The following is a 13,670-nucleotide window of genomic DNA, read 5'->3' on the forward strand; positions in this document are numbered from 1 at the left end:
TATCTGTCGGGCTGGCAGGTGGCCGCCGACGCCAACCTGGCGGGGCACACCTACCCCGACCAGAGCCTCTACCCGGCCAACTCGGTGCCGCAGGTCGTGCGCCGCATCAACAACGCGCTGCTGCGGGCCGACCAGATCGCCACCGCCGAGGGCGCCGGGGACACGACCGACTACCTGGCCCCCGTCGTGGCCGACGCCGAGGCCGGCTTCGGCGGCCCTCTCAACACCTTCGAACTGACCAAGGCGATGATCGCGGCGGGTGCGGCCGGTATCCACTACGAGGACCAGCTGGCCTCCGAGAAGAAGTGCGGCCACCTGGGCGGCAAGGTCCTCGTCCCCACCTCCCAGCACATCCGCACCCTCAACGCCGCCCGCCTGGCCGCCGACATCGCCGACGTGCCCACCCTCATCGTCGCCCGCACCGACGCGCTGGCCGCCAACCTGCTGACCAGCGACGTCGACGAACGCGACGCGCGTTTTTGCACCGGCGAGCGCACCAGCGAGGGCTTCTACCGGGTGCGCAGCGGCATGGAAGCGGTCATCGCCCGCGGCCTGGCCTACGCCCCCTACGCCGACCTGCTGTGGATGGAGACCGGCACACCCGACCTGGCGCAGGCCCGCGAGTTCGCCGAGGCCGTCCACGCCCGCCACCCGGACCAGATGCTCGCCTACAACTGCTCTCCCTCCTTCAACTGGAGGGCCGCACTCGACGACGACCAGATCGCCAAGTTCCAGCGCGAACTGGGCGCGATGGGCTACCGCTTCCAGTTCATCACCCTGGCCGGCTTCCACTCCCTCAACCACGGCATGTTCGACCTCGCCCGCGGCTACGCCGAAAGCGGCATGACCGCCTACGTCGACCTCCAGGAGAAGGAGTTCGCCGCCCAGCAGGACGGCTTCACCGCCGTCAAACACCAACGCGAGGTCGGCACCGGCTACTTCGACGCCGTCTCCACCGCCCTCAACCCCGCCTCCACCACCACCGCACTCACCGGCTCCACCGAGGAGGAGCAGTTCCACTAGAGGCGCTCCGGCCGGTACCGCTCGTCCGGCCGGAGCACACCGTGCCAGGACGGACTCGGCAGGTCGCGCCACGAGCGGGGTGCAGGGTGGGACCCGCCGCCCCGATCGCCGGCGTGCTCCCGCACCCGGGCGTGCGGGAGCGCCCGGCCGGACCGGGCGGGTCGGCCGGGCGCACCCCCGCGTCAACCGACGGAAAGCGTCCCGGCGGCGCGCTTGAGCAGGGTGGGCACCGTGAGTTGGTGGACGGGCTGGGCCGTACGCCAGACCACGCGGCCGGCCGGGCGGCGGAAGTGCACCGAGGTGGCCCACAGGACGCCGGCGCTCTTGACCATCACGATGTTGTAGGTGGCCACGAGCCCGGAGTGGCCTTCGAGCACGAGCGAGTCGAAGGTGTCGTCCTGCGTGGAGACCGGCCCGGACAGGTGCCAGCCGAGGATGTGCTCACGCGAGGACCTGGGGCCCAGCCGCAGCCGGAGCACCTGGGTCCATCCCATCCCCAGGAAGCCGCGGACGGCGGCGGGAGCGCCCTCGAAGGTTGCCCGGCCCCACTGCTCGGGTGTCACGGACCGGGCGTCGGGGGCCGCCACCTCGTAGGCCGACATGTAGTGCGCGTCCGTGAACTCCTCGCTGTCCAGGAGTTCTTTGGGCACGTCGACCCGTCGTGCTTGCGGAGTGGTCATGAAGAGTGGCTCCTTCGGCTTGGACTTCGACAGTGGATGGAACAGCGCAAGTCACCAAATAGCGGGAGACTCCGGAGTTCGGGGAGTCTACCCCCACCCTCCCGCGCGACACCGGCTTCCGCGACCGCGACAGCCGAAGACTGCCCGACCCGCACCCCCGCCGCCCACCGGAGCGGCCCCACACATTGCAGCCGCCCGTCCTCGATGCGAGGCGTTTGGGAGAACCCATGGTGAAATCGGTGATGCACAACGTCTCGGACACCGCGCGCTGGGTGGCCGAGTACCGGGCGCGGGAGTCCGCCCGGCCCGACGCCCTCTTCCGCGACCCGTTCGCCGCCGGGCTGGCCGGCGAACGCGGCCGGATCATCGCGGAGGAGGCCAAGCGCTCCTTCGGCAACGGCTGGTTCTTCATCGCCCGGACGAAGCTGATCGACGATCTGATCGCGGCGTGCCTCCAGGAGGGCTGCACCAGGGTGGTCAACCTCGCCGCCGGGCTGGACGCCAGACCGTATCGGCTGGATCTCCCGCCGGACCTGGAGTGGATCGAGGCGGATCTGCCCCCGCTCCTTGAGGAGAAGGACAAGGCACTCGCCTCGGAGACCCCGCGGTGCCGGCTGGAGCGCGTGCCGGTCGACCTCGCCGACGCGGACGCACGCGGCACATTCCTCGCCCGGGTGCTCGGGCAGGACGCAAGGACGCTGGTCGTCACGGAAGGACTGCTGCTGTACCTGCAGCACGCCCAGGTCCGCGAGCTGGCGTCGCAGTTGCGCTCCCACGGGGCCCACTGGTGGATCACGGACGTGGTCAGTCCCGCGGTGGTGACCCTGTCGGACAAGGCGAGCCGGAAGAACAACGCCCCGGTCACCTTCGGGCCGTCCGAGGGCGCCGCCTTCTTCGAACGGGACGGCTGGACGGTCGAGTCCGTCTCCACCCAGTTGTCTGCCGCGGCCCGCTGGAAGCGCCTCTCCCCGCTGATGCGGCTGCTGGCCCTGCTGCCCGAGCCCGACCCCAGGCGGCCCGGCCGCGCGCCCTGGGGCGCGGTGCTCCGCCTCCGCAACTGAGGGTCCCACCGCTGTCCGCCCACTGCCCGTCCCCGCGGGCCCGACCGCCCCGCCCGCCTCTTCGCAACGTCGTCCGACCACATCTCATGAGGGAGTATTCATGTCCGAGTTGCCACCCATCAGCTCCACCCACCGCCTGGTGGCCGTGGTCACCGACCGTGACGCGGTGGGCCCCGCGGCGAGCCGTGCTCTGACCGACCTGGCCGGGACACGCGAGGCCGATGTGGGCGCGTCCCCGGCTCCCGCGCCGTCGCAGCAGGACTACCGGGAGGTCGTCGAGCGCGGTCTGCGCTTCCTCGACCTGGTGGCGCCCGAGGACCGCGTCACCCTGCTGACGGTCTCCTCACTGGACGAGGTCGGCAAGGCGGCGCTGGAGGCGGCCGGGGACCACAAGGCGGTGCTGAGCCTGCTGGTCATCGACCACGCCGAGCACCGCTACCGGATGACGTCACCGGACGACCTGAACACGCGGCTGGCCGAACTGGCCCGCTCGCTCGGTGACACGGTGGCCTTCGAGCCCGGCCCGTGCTCCGTGCAGGTCTACACCGACGCGGACATCGAGAGCTTCTACTCCGTCGAACAATTCACGCCCCGCTGGTACCCGGACGAGGAGTGGGTGGTCACCGCCGACATCGCCTGCGCCTTCGTCGACTCGGTGCAGCTGCACAGCACCAGCCGGCTGCGGCCGGGAATGAAGTCCAGCACCATCGCGAACGCCGTCGCCGACTTTCTGACCGCCCAGGCGGGCTCCGCCTGGGGGCTGCACTACTACACGGGTTCCGGAGTCGCCACGTTCATCGACGACATCGAGCGGCGGGCCGCCGCGGGTGGCAACCCGGTCGTACGCGGGCCCAGTGAGCACAGCCTCGCCTGCTCCGCACTGGCGCGCTGGACCCTGGATGCGGCACCGTTCGCCATCGTCGCGACGAGCGGCATGCACGAGGAGTTCCGCGGCACCCTGGCCAACCACGTCGCCGTGCGCACGAAGGGCTTCATCATCTGCTGCGACTCCCGAGAGGACCAGTGGCACCCGTTCCAGGGCACGATCCACCGCACCGAGGACAGCCGCCCCTCGCTGCTGGCCCGCGGCTTCCCGGTGGTGCACATCGGCAAGTCCGACGACATAGCCCGTGGGCTCGCCGAGGCGTTCGAGGCCTACTCGGCCGACCGTGGTCCCGTCATGGTGATCGCCCCGCGGGACGTGCTGCAGACGACTCTGCCGGCCGAGGAGGTACCGCCGGTCGTCACCCCACCCGCCCCGCGTGTCGAGGCGGCACGCTCTGACGGGATCGAGGAGCTGGCGACCCTGCTCAACACGGGACGCCGGCGGATCCTGTGCCAGGTCGGGCCGCTGCGCGGGACCGCGAAGGAACTGATGTACTCGCTGGCACACAAGGCGGGCATCGCGCTCGCGGACTCGGTGGCCCAGCCGGGCACCGTCAGCCGCTACCACGACGGGCGGACGGTCGAGGAGTTCATCGGCACGCTCAGCATGTACGGCTACTCGGCCCGCGTCCACGAGTACCTCTACCGGGACGGGGCCATGCGACCCGCGGACGAGCAGACGGTGATGTTCCTCGGCACGCAGATCCCGCAGATCGACACACCGTTCTCGGAGTCGGCACTGCGGAAACTGGCGCCGGTACAAATCACCGACAGGGAGGTCGACCAGGCGCCGTTCACCGGCCTGGGCGTGGTCGGGGAGCTGGAAGGGGTGCTGCGCGCCCTCCACGAGCGGCTCGACGTGGACCCGGAGGTACTGGACTACCGGCGCACGGCCATCGCCTCCACCACCGACTCGGACGGCGACGTGATCGGCCTGCTGCCGGTGCTGCCCATGACGACGAACCACTTCTTCCGCAGGCTGCGCGGTGTCCTGGACGGCATCATCCGGGAGGACGGCTACGAGTACGTCGGGGTCTACGACATCGGACGCGCCGGTCTCTCGGCGGTCAACAGCCTGCCCAGGACGGGCCCCTGCGTCTCGGGCTGGTACGGACGGGGCCTGATGGGCGACGGCGTGATGGCGCTGCCCGGAATCGTGACCCGGCGCGAGCGGAACGTGATCTCCTTCACCGGGGACGGCACGGTGGCCATGGTCCCGGACGTGATCCCCAGCCTGGTGCAGCAGATCGCGGTGGACGGCTCGGCGTTCGAACACAACCTCACCGTCTTCCGGTTCGTCAACGGGAGCCACTCCGTCATCAGGACCTACCGGGAGTCGCTGGATCCCTCCGGGGTCAGCGGCCAGACCGGTGTGCTGACCTTCACCCCGCCGGACTACGAGCACACCTACGGGCCGCTGACGATCCGGCACCGCCGCATCGCCCGGTTCGACGACGTACCACTGGCGCAGCAGTTGCAGGAGCCGGGGACGGTGAACCTGTACTCGGTGCTGGTGGGGCACAACAATGAGGGCGACGGGCTCAGCAGGTTCTCGTCCCTGGGCTGGCAGCGCGACGAGCTGTCCCCGAAGGCACTGGCCATGGCAGGACTTCCCATCTCGTCACAGGGGGTGACGCTGTGAATCTGACCGCCGAGGAGAAGGCGGAGCGTGCACGGATCGAGGACCGGGTACTGACGCTCCTCTCCCAGGCCGCGGTGGTACCGCGGGAGGACATCGCCGATCCGAGGACCAACCTCCGCGAGGAGATCGGCCTGGACTCGATGGACTTCGTGGAACTGGTGACCGTTCTGGAGCGGGAACTGGGCCGGCGCGTGGAGCGCGAGCAGCTGTCCTACGTCCGGACGGTGGGCGACGTCGTCGACCTGGTGTACGCGCTCAGCAAGGACACGGACCCCGCCGGCGCCTGAACCATGGCCCCGCCCCCGCTCGCCCCGCCGCACACGACGGCGGGCGGCGCGCGGGGCGGGGCCCTCGCGCACGCGTCCGCGCCGGCGCGGACGGACGGCCGCGGGAACCGGCGACCTACGCTTCGATCATGCTGGAAGCGGGGAGGCCGTGGCCTCGACGGTCCACCACGGATCGCGTGAGCGGCCGTACAGCGGCTCCACCGGACGTGCCCTTGTTGCCGCGGCTCCCTTTCGCGGGCAGTGGCGGCGTGCTGGTGTGCTCTGCCGGCCGTGGACGGGCCGGGGCCACAAGGGGTTCCGGGCGGGTGTCAGGCGCGCAGAGCCAGTTCGCCCTGCGGCTTGTAGGCGGAGCCGCTCAGCAGCGGCAGGTGCAGGTAGCCGTTGCCGGGGGCGCGGACGTGGTCGAGGAACTCGCGGTCCCGGTTCTCGTTGTAGACCAGGGCGCCGGGGCGCAGCTTCGGTTCGATCACCTGCAGCACCTCCAGCGAGACCTGCGGTGCCCAGCCGTCCACGAGTGCGAAGTCGATCCCGTCCGGCACCCCCGTGAGGGTCTCGCGGGCGTCGCCCTCCAGGAACGTCACGTGGTCGGCGAGGCCGGCGCGGGCGAGATTCTCCTGCGCCTGCTCGACCTTCTCCGGCACCAGTTCGGCGGTGTGCACCCGGCCCCCGCCGCCGTCCCGGACGGCCGCGGCGAGGAAGAGGGTGGAGAAGCCGAGGGAGGTGGCGAACTCCACCACGTGGCGCGCCTGTCCGTAGCGCACCAGCAGGTAGAGCTGGTCGCCCTGCTCGGGGCTGAGTGAGAAGCCGGTGCCGGCGTGGTGGCGGGGGTCGGGGTGGTGGGCGTACTCGTCCCAATTGATGTGCCGCTCCTGCTCGTACAACTCGTCGAGCACCGCGAGGACGCGTGCGTCGCGGACGAGTTCGCTGCGGAACGGGGGGCGCTCCGCCCGAAGCGTGTCCGGCCGCGGGTCGGTGCCGGATCCGGGAGTCTCTGCCACCGTGCTGCTCCTCGTGATCGAAGTTAGCCCACCCTAACCCAGCCGGGGCGTCTCCCGCGGTGGAGACTTCCCGGCCCGCCGGCCGCCCCCTTGGTGACGGTCGGCCCCGGGCTCAGTCCGTTGACGCGGATACCCCGGTCTTTCAACTCGTGGGTCAGCCCTCGGGTGCAGGACAGCAGCCCCGCCTTGGCCGCACCGCACCGTAGACCGTCGCGTTCTCGTGTCCGGCGAAAACGGAGACCGAACCGAGGAGAATGATCGAGGACTGCTGCGAGAAGAGCGGCAGCAGCTCTCGGATCAGGAGAAACGGCGACTTGAGATCGGTGGCGTAGAGCCTGTCGAATGCCTCCTCGGTCCACTCCTCGATCGGGAGACGGGTGACGTCGGCGCGGCGAAGAGGATGCCCGGGTCGACCACCGGCATCCCCGTGGCGCGGACCCAGGCCGGTGATCGGGGACGTGGTGCCGCCGATGCCTTGTCCGGCTACGGGGGAGCGAGGCAGCTCGTGAGGACGCGGAACTCCCCGGATTCTCCCCAGCGGTGATCATGGCGGGGCGCCGGGGCGCACTGCCTCAGCCGTCCACCACGGATCGCAAGGGTGAGCGGCCGTATAGCCTGGGGAAATGCTGCCCGAAGTCACAGCCACGCGCTACGTCACGCCGCTCAGAGAAGGCGGTTCGCTCCCCGGTCTGGTCGAGGCCGACGACCTGGGGACCTACGTCATGAAGTTCACCGGCGCCGGCCAGGGACGCAAGACGCTCGTGGCGGAGATTCTGTGCGGCGGGCTGGCCCGGCGGCTCGGGCTGCGGGTGCCCGATCTGGTGGGGCTCTGGCTCGATCCGGTGATCGGCCTGGCGGAGCCGGACGAGGAGGTGCAGGAGCTGCTGAAGGCGAGCGGCGGGCTCAATCTGGGCATGGACTTCCTGCCCGGGTCGCTCGGTTTCGATCCGCTCGCCTTCCGGGTCGGCCCCGAGGAGGCCGGGCGGGTGGTCTGGTTCGACGCGCTCGTCAACAACGTCGACCGCTCCTGGCGCAACCCGAACCTGCTGGTGTGGCACGGAGATCTGTGGCTGATCGACCACGGAGCCACGCTGATCTTCCACCACAACTGGCCCACGGCGCAGGGCTCCGCGGACCGGCCGTACGACGCCTCCGACCATGCGTTGGCCCCGGTCGGCCCGCTCGTCGGGGAGGCTGCGGCCGAGTTGGCGCCGCGCGTCACCGAGGAGCTGCTGGCCGAGTGCGCGGCCGAGATCCCCGACGTCTGGTTGGAGGACGAGCCCGGTTTCGCGAGTCCGGACGACGTGCGCGCCGCGTATGTCCGGGTGCTGGCGGCCCGCGCCCGTACGATCCATGAGCGGATCACGGTCGGCGAGCCGGGCAAGGACCGGCCTTCGCAGGCGCCGGGGTGGCTCACCGGGAAGGACGGCGATGCCAAGTGACGCGTACGACGACACCGAGCACGCGGGCAGCGGAGCGCGGCGATCTCGACGTGTTCGAGTACGCCCTGTTGCGTGTTGTTCCCCACATCGAGCGCGGTGAGCTCATCAACGCGGGGGTCCTGGTCTACTGCCGGGCCCGCTCGTTCCTGGTGGCCCGCACCCACCTGGACGAGGACCGGCTGTTCGCCCTCGATCCGTGTGCCGACATCCAGGGGGTCCGCTCGGCGCTGCACGCCGTGGAAAGCGTCTGCGACGGGGGAGTACGGGCGGGACAGGCGGCCGGGGACGACGCGGGACGCCGCTTCCGGTGGCTGGTGGCGCCGCGCAGCACCGTGGTGCAGCCGGGTCCCGTGCACACCGGGCTGACGGCCGACCCGCGGGCCGAGAGCGAGCGGCTGCTGGATCTGCTGGTGCGATGAGAGCCCTCGCGGGGCGACGGGGTCCGAGCCCGGCGCCCCGCGACGGCGTTGACAGGGCGTTGCCCGCCTCATAGCGTCACGACTGCCGTAGGTACTAAGCGGTTGCTCACCCAGCTCGTCCGCGCACCCACTGCCCACTCACTCAGGCCGAGGAGAGACCAGCATGTCCAGCACCGAGCAGCGAGTCGCCATCGTGACGGGCGCAGCCCGTGGAATCGGCGCGGCCACCGCCGTCCGTCTGGCCGCCGAGGGCCACGCCGTCGCCGTCCTCGACCTCGACGAGGCCGCCTGTGCGCAGACCGTCGGGCAGATCACCCAGGAGGGCGGCAAGGCCCTCGCCGTCGGCTGCGACGTCTCCGACTCCGCCCAGGTGGAGGCCGCGGTGGCGCGGGTCGCCGACGAGCTCGGAGCGCCCGTCGTCCTGGTCAACAACGCCGGTGTGCTGCGCGACAACCTGCTGTTCAAGATGAGCGACGACGACTGGGACACGGTCTTGAACGTGCACCTGCGCGGCGCCTTCCTGATGTCCCGGGCCTGCCAGAAGCACATGGTCGACGCCGGTTTCGGCCGCATCGTGAACCTCTCGTCCTCCTCGGCGCTGGGCAACCGCGGCCAGGTCAACTACTCCGCGGCCAAGGCGGGCATGCAGGGCTTCACCAAGACCCTCGCCAAGGAGCTGGGCAAGTTCGGTATCACCGCCAACTCCGTGGCGCCCGGGTTCATCGCCACCGACATGACCGCCGCCACCGCCCAGCGCGTCGGCATGGGCTTCGAGGACTTCAAGGCCGCGGCCGCCACCCAGATCCCCGTCCAGCGGGTGGGCGAGCCCGCCGACATCGCCAACGCGGTCGCCTTCTTCGCGGACGAGAAGGCCGGGTTCGTCTCGGGGCAGGTGCTCTACATCGCCGGCGGACCGCTCGACTGACAGCTCCTTACCAGCAGTTCGGGCAGGCAGCGAGAAGAGGCGAGGAACAAGCGAGATGACACAGCAGACAGCGGGCCCGGGCGGCGGACGGCCCGACAGCGGCAGGGTCGCCCTGGTCACCGGCGGCAGCCGCGGTATCGGCTACGGCATCGCCGAGGCGCTGGTGGCGCGCGGCGACCGGGTGTGCGTCACCGGACGCAACGAGGACGCTCTCAAGGAAGCTGTCGAGCGGCTGGGCCCCGACCGGGCCATGGGTGTCCCCGGCAAGGCGCACGACCTGGAGCACCAGGCCGCCGTCGTCGAGCGCGTGATGGAGACCTACGGGCGCATCGACCACCTGGTCAACAACGCCGGTACCAACCCGGTTTTCGGCCCGATGGCCGAAGTGGACCTGAACGTGGCGCGCAAGGTGTTCGAGACGAACGTGATCTCGGCGCTCGGCTTCGCGCAGCGCACCTGGGCCGCCTGGCAGAGCGAGCACGGCGGCACCATCGTCAACATCGCCTCCATCGCCGGTGTCTCCGCCTCGCCGTTCATCGGCGCGTACGGGATGAGCAAGGCAGCGATGATCAATCTGACCCTCCAGCTCGCTCACGAGTTCGCGCCCAAGGTGCGGGTGAATGCGCTGGCGCCCGCCGTGGTCAAGACGAAGTTCGCGGTCGCGCTCTACGAGGGCCGTGAGGAGGAGGCCGCAGCACGCTACCCGATGGGGCGGCTGGGCGCCCCCGAGGACGTGGCGGGTGCCACCGCGTTCCTCACCTCCGACGACGCGGCCTGGGTCACCGGCCAGACCCTCACCCTGGACGGCGGCCTCTTCCTCAACGCCGGCGTGGAGTGAGGCGGAGCAGCATGTTCCGCTCCGGGTGACCTCTCCCGTGTGAGCTGTCGGTGCGTCCCGCCCCCATGCGATCCGCGCCGCCCGGCCCGTGTCCGTACCGCCTGACCCTCGTGGTCCGCGCGGCGGCACGGGCCGCTTTGCTGCGCGCACCGCCCCGGTGCGCTCGGGAGCCGGGTGCGTCCGGGCCGACGGAGTGCTGCGCCGCTCGCGAGGGCGTCCGGGTTCCGGAACTCCAAATGCCGGAACGCGTGCGTTCCTTGGGGCTCCGGATACGGCAGGGGCCGGGGTGATGTCGGGTCGCTCTCCCCCTTCTGGGCAGCGCCTCCGAGCGCGGGCGCGCCGTCCTGGGCACCGCACCACCAGTACAGGCATCGCCGACTGAGGAGCGCACGTGTGCGACCGGAACGGGCTGCTGAGAGCCGCAGCGACCATCCTCCCCCTCGCACTGGTCACCGGGTGCAGCTCGCTGCCGGGCGGCAGGGAGGAAGAGCACAGCATCGTGGTCGGGCACCACCAGCGCTCCCAGTTCCCTCGACCCTGCCGCCGCCTGGGACGGCTCCTGGGAGCTGTACCGGAACATCTACCAGACCCTGATGACCGTCTCGGAGTCCGGCACCTCACCCGAGCCCGACGCCGCCAAGAGCTGCGGCTTCACCGACGCGGCCAGCAAGGTCTACCGCTGCGTGCTGCGCTCCGGGCTGAGGTTCTCCAGCGGCGCGCCGCTGGACGCCGAGCCCGTCAAGCACTCCTTCGACTGCACCACGTCCCTGGAGGCGCCGTCCGGCCCGGCGCCGCTGCTGGCCGGCCTCGACGAGGTCGAGACCCGGGGCGCGCGCACGGTGGTCTTCCACCTGAAGAGACCGGACGCGACGTTCCCGTTCCTGTTGACCACCCCCGCGACCTCCCTCGTGGACCCCGACGTGTACCCGGGTGCCGGCCTGCACCCCGGCACCCCGGCCACCGGCTCGGGGCCGTACACCCTGAAGAGCTACCAGCCGGGCAAGCAGGCCGTCCTGGCCAGGAACCCCGGCTACAAGGGCCCGGCGGAGCTGCACAACGACACCGTCACCATCCGCTACTACTCCCGCTCCGCCCGGATGGTCGGCGACCTGAAGGCCGGCCGCATCGACCTCACCTACCGCGGCCTGACCCCCGCACAGATCACGGCTTTCCAGGAGGCGGGCTCGGCCGGTGACGACTCCTTCGACCTGAGTGAGGTGACCGGCTCGGAGATCCACTTCCTGGTCCTCGACCCCGCGGAACCGAAGGCCGGCGACCCGGCGGTGCGGCGCGCGGCAGCCCAGCTCGTCGACCGCAAGGAACTGGTGCGCGACGTCTACGACAGAACCGCGGACCCGCTGTACTCCATGGTCCCCACCGGTGTCACCGGACACACCAACGCCTTCCTCGACCGCTACGGACCACCGGACGAGAAGGCGGCACGCCGCACGCTGCGCGCGGCAGGCATCAACAAGAAGGTGGCGCTGACCTTCTGGTACACCGAGGACCGCTACGGGGACTCCGCCCGGCGTGAGTTCCTGCAACTGAAGCAGCGGCTCGACGACTCCGGCCTCTTCGGCATCACCCTCAAGTCACGCCCCTGGGACGCCTTCCAGAAGGGGTGCCTCAAGGGTGAGTACCCCGTCTTCGGCCGCGGTTGGTCCGCCGGCTTCCCCGACGCGGACAACTACGTCACGCCCTTCGTCGGGCAGGAGAACGCGCTGGGCACCCCCTACCGGAACCGGGAGCTGACCGAGGACGTGCTGCCCTCCTCGCGACGGCAGAGCGACCGGGGAGCGGCCGGTGAGGGCTTCGGGAGAGCCCAGCAGCTGATCGCGAAGGACGCACGGCTGCTGCCGCTGTGGCAGGGCAAGGTTCACATCGCCCCTCGGAGAAGGACGTGGCCGGTGTCGAATGGACGATCGACGCCTCGTCCCTCATGCGCGTGTGGGAGCTGTACAAGAAGTCGAGCTGGTAGCCGCCCGGACTCCGGTCCGGGACTGTCGGTGGCGGACGGTACCTTCGGTGCGGAAATCGGGCACGGGCCCGGCGAGCACCACCGCAGCGGAGGTACGGCGCGTGAAAGAGATGCTGCCCCAGTCCTGGCAGGGCGTCCTCGGGGACGAGACCGAGCAGCCCTACTTCAAGGAGCTGGCGGAGTTCGTCGAGGCGGAGCGGGAGCGCGGACCGGTCTACCCGCCCCGCGAGGAGGTGTTCGCGGCCCTCGACGCCACGCCGTACGAGCAGGTGAAGGTGCTCGTCCTGGGCCAGGACCCGTATCACGGCCCGGGGCAGGGGCACGGCCTGTGCTTCTCGGTGCGGCCGGGGGTCAGGACCCCGCCCTCGCTGCGGAACATCTTCAAGGAGATGCACGAGGAACTGGGGCACCCCGTTCCGGACAACGGGTATCTGATGCCCTGGGCGGAGCAGGGCGTCCTCCTGCTGAACGCGGTGCTGACCGTCCGCGAGGGTGAAGCCAACTCGCACAAGGGCAAGGGCTGGGAGAGGTTCACCGATGCCGTGATCCGCGCGGTGGCCGACCGTCCGGACCCGGCGGTGTTCGTGCTGTGGGGGAACTACGCCAAGAAGAAGCTGCCCCTCATCGACACCGGACGGCACGCCGTCGTGCAGGGCGCCCACCCTTCGCCTCTGTCGGCGAAGAAGTTCTTCGGCTCCCGTCCCTTCACCCGGATCGACGAGGCGGTCGCCGCCCAGGGGCATACGCCCATCGACTGGCGTATCCCCGATCTGGGCTGAGCCGCGCCGGGCCCCGCCCGTGATGAGCGCCATCGCCGGAGGAGGCCGCTAGCGTCGTACGTACGACGGCGACAGTCGTGCGTACGACAGCGACAACCGGCCGAGGCGGCCGTACGGCAGACGGTGAACGGGAGGAACCCCTCGTGGCGGAGCCCCAGCAGGACGCGTCCCAAGACGGCGCGGAGGACGCGAGGATGGTCAGGATCGGCCAGGCCGTCATGCTGCACCGCGGTGGCGACCGGGAGGAGGCCAGGAACCGGTTCGCCGCCCTGTGGGAGGAGACGGACCCGCGCACCGACCTCTTCCACCGCTGCACCATCGCGCACTACATGGCGGACACCCAGGACGCCCCCGCCGACGAACTCAGCTGGGACCTGCGCGCGCTCGCCGCAGCCGACGCCCTCCGCCGGGACGAGGTGAGTTGGGGGGAGCACCGGCTCGCCGTCCGCTCGCTGTACCCGTCCCTGCACCTCAACATCGCCGCGGGGCACGCCCGGCTCGGCGACGGGCCCGCGGCCCGGCGGGAGCTGGCGCGTGCCCGCGCCACGCTGGACGCCCTCGCCTCCGACGCCTACGGGGAGGGCATCCGCGCCGCGATCGACCGCCTGGAGCAGCAGGTCACGGACGGCACCGTCGACGAGCCCGGAGGCGGCGGCACCGACCACCTGCCGTGAGCGGTACGCCGCCGACGGAAGGTGGAGCCGTCGGCGGGG

At 71.0% G+C, this 13,670-nt stretch carries 14 protein-coding genes and 1 pseudogene; 11 read left to right on the forward strand and 4 right to left on the reverse strand.

Translation table 11 applies throughout. The annotated features are described in order from the left end of the window. A partial coding sequence (gene aceA, locus H297_RS0122840; protein WP_027738049.1) for an isocitrate lyase occupies positions 1–1,023 on the forward strand: 1,023 nt, incomplete at its 5' end. Between the two features lie 182 nt (positions 1,024–1,205). Here aceA and H297_RS0122845 read toward each other — a convergent pair. Then, positions 1,206–1,703: a hypothetical protein gene (locus tag H297_RS0122845; RefSeq protein ID WP_051352093.1), complete on the reverse strand. Its 498-nt coding sequence runs from the start codon at positions 1,701–1,703 to the stop codon at positions 1,206–1,208. A gap of 227 nt (positions 1,704–1,930) precedes the next feature. Here H297_RS0122845 and H297_RS0122850 point away from each other — a divergent pair, with 227 nt between their 5' ends. The 3 genes from H297_RS0122850 (at position 1,931) to H297_RS37910 (ending at position 5,578) form a co-directional block, all read left to right on the forward strand. Next, positions 1,931–2,764, forward strand: coding sequence for an SAM-dependent methyltransferase (locus H297_RS0122850; protein ID WP_037795181.1), 834 nt, complete (start codon positions 1,931–1,933; stop codon positions 2,762–2,764). A 100-nt stretch (positions 2,765–2,864) separates the two neighbouring features. Then, positions 2,865–5,291 (forward strand): hypothetical protein, encoded by a 2,427-nt coding sequence (locus tag H297_RS0122855; protein ID WP_027738950.1) that lies wholly within the window; start codon positions 2,865–2,867, stop codon positions 5,289–5,291. Continuing rightward, positions 5,288–5,578: an acyl carrier protein gene (locus H297_RS37910; RefSeq protein ID WP_486589629.1), complete on the forward strand. Its 291-nt coding sequence runs from the start codon at positions 5,288–5,290 to the stop codon at positions 5,576–5,578. The genes H297_RS0122855 and H297_RS37910 overlap by 4 nt, the downstream gene beginning before the upstream one ends. A 308-nt stretch (positions 5,579–5,886) precedes the next feature. On the opposite strand, the gene H297_RS37915 is transcribed toward H297_RS37910, so the two are convergent. Genes H297_RS37915 through H297_RS44510 form a run of 3 tightly spaced genes read right to left on the reverse strand, consistent with a single transcriptional unit; the run spans position 5,887 to position 7,114 of the window. Further along, on the reverse strand, positions 5,887–6,576 hold the full coding sequence (locus tag H297_RS37915) for a class I SAM-dependent methyltransferase (protein WP_051352094.1): 690 nt from the start codon (positions 6,574–6,576) through the stop codon (positions 5,887–5,889). A 23-nt stretch (positions 6,577–6,599) separates the two neighbouring features. Beyond that, positions 6,600–6,722, reverse strand: a complete 123-nt coding sequence (locus H297_RS44505; RefSeq protein ID WP_486589630.1) for a hypothetical protein — start codon at positions 6,720–6,722, stop codon at positions 6,600–6,602. Between the two features lie 8 nt (positions 6,723–6,730). Further along, positions 6,731–7,114 (reverse strand): SDR family oxidoreductase, encoded by a 384-nt coding sequence (locus H297_RS44510; protein ID WP_486589633.1) that lies wholly within the window; start codon positions 7,112–7,114, stop codon positions 6,731–6,733. A gap of 85 nt (positions 7,115–7,199) precedes the next feature. Here H297_RS44510 and H297_RS0122870 point away from each other — a divergent pair, with 85 nt between their 5' ends. The 7 genes and pseudogenes from H297_RS0122870 to H297_RS0122900 all read left to right on the forward strand — a co-directional run bounded on the left by H297_RS0122870 (position 7,200) and on the right by H297_RS0122900 (position 13,631). Then, positions 7,200–8,018: a HipA family kinase gene (locus H297_RS0122870; protein ID WP_027738951.1), complete on the forward strand. Its 819-nt coding sequence runs from the start codon at positions 7,200–7,202 to the stop codon at positions 8,016–8,018. Beyond that, complete coding sequence (locus H297_RS0122875; protein ID WP_027738952.1) at positions 8,015–8,437, forward strand: DUF3037 domain-containing protein; 423 nt, start codon at positions 8,015–8,017, stop codon at positions 8,435–8,437. The genes H297_RS0122870 and H297_RS0122875 overlap by 4 nt, the downstream gene beginning before the upstream one ends. A 163-nt stretch (positions 8,438–8,600) precedes the next feature. Then, on the forward strand, positions 8,601–9,362 hold the full coding sequence (fabG, locus tag H297_RS0122880; RefSeq protein ID WP_027738953.1) for a 3-oxoacyl-ACP reductase FabG: 762 nt from the start codon (positions 8,601–8,603) through the stop codon (positions 9,360–9,362). Positions 9,363–9,417: 55 nt separating this feature from the next. Then, positions 9,418–10,200: an SDR family oxidoreductase gene (locus H297_RS0122885; protein WP_027738954.1), complete on the forward strand. Its 783-nt coding sequence runs from the start codon at positions 9,418–9,420 to the stop codon at positions 10,198–10,200. Between the two features lie 593 nt (positions 10,201–10,793). Then, positions 10,794–11,858, forward strand: a pseudogene (locus H297_RS37920) (ABC transporter substrate-binding protein); the annotation flags it as partial. Positions 11,859–12,288: 430 nt separating this feature from the next. Further along, positions 12,289–12,957, forward strand: a complete 669-nt coding sequence (locus tag H297_RS0122895; RefSeq protein ID WP_027738955.1) for a uracil-DNA glycosylase — start codon at positions 12,289–12,291, stop codon at positions 12,955–12,957. Positions 12,958–13,151: 194 nt separating this feature from the next. Continuing rightward, entirely contained in the window at positions 13,152–13,631 is a 480-nt protein-coding gene (locus H297_RS0122900; RefSeq protein ID WP_106959685.1) for a hypothetical protein, read from the forward strand. The last annotated feature ends 39 nt before the right edge of the window (positions 13,632–13,670 follow it).

Source organism: Streptomyces sp. CNT360 (assembly GCF_000424785.1).

Bases quoted from the DNA above. Each gene is read 5' to 3' on its own strand.
- H297_RS0122900 (WP_106959685.1), top strand. From the start codon at position 13,152: ATGGTCAGGATCGGCCAGGCCGTCATGCTGCACCGCGGTGGCGACCGG.
- H297_RS0122895 (WP_027738955.1), top strand. From the start codon at position 12,289: ATGCTGCCCCAGTCCTGGCAGGGCGTCCTCGGGGACGAGACCGAGCAG.
- H297_RS0122885 (WP_027738954.1), top strand. From the start codon at position 9,418: ATGACACAGCAGACAGCGGGCCCGGGCGGCGGACGGCCCGACAGCGGC.
- H297_RS0122845 (WP_051352093.1), bottom strand. From the start codon at position 1,703: ATGACCACTCCGCAAGCACGACGGGTCGACGTGCCCAAAGAACTCCTG.
- H297_RS0122870 (WP_027738951.1), top strand. From the start codon at position 7,200: ATGCTGCCCGAAGTCACAGCCACGCGCTACGTCACGCCGCTCAGAGAA.
- H297_RS0122855 (WP_027738950.1), top strand. From the start codon at position 2,865: ATGTCCGAGTTGCCACCCATCAGCTCCACCCACCGCCTGGTGGCCGTG.
- fabG (WP_027738953.1), top strand. From the start codon at position 8,601: ATGTCCAGCACCGAGCAGCGAGTCGCCATCGTGACGGGCGCAGCCCGT.
- H297_RS0122850 (WP_037795181.1), top strand. From the start codon at position 1,931: ATGGTGAAATCGGTGATGCACAACGTCTCGGACACCGCGCGCTGGGTG.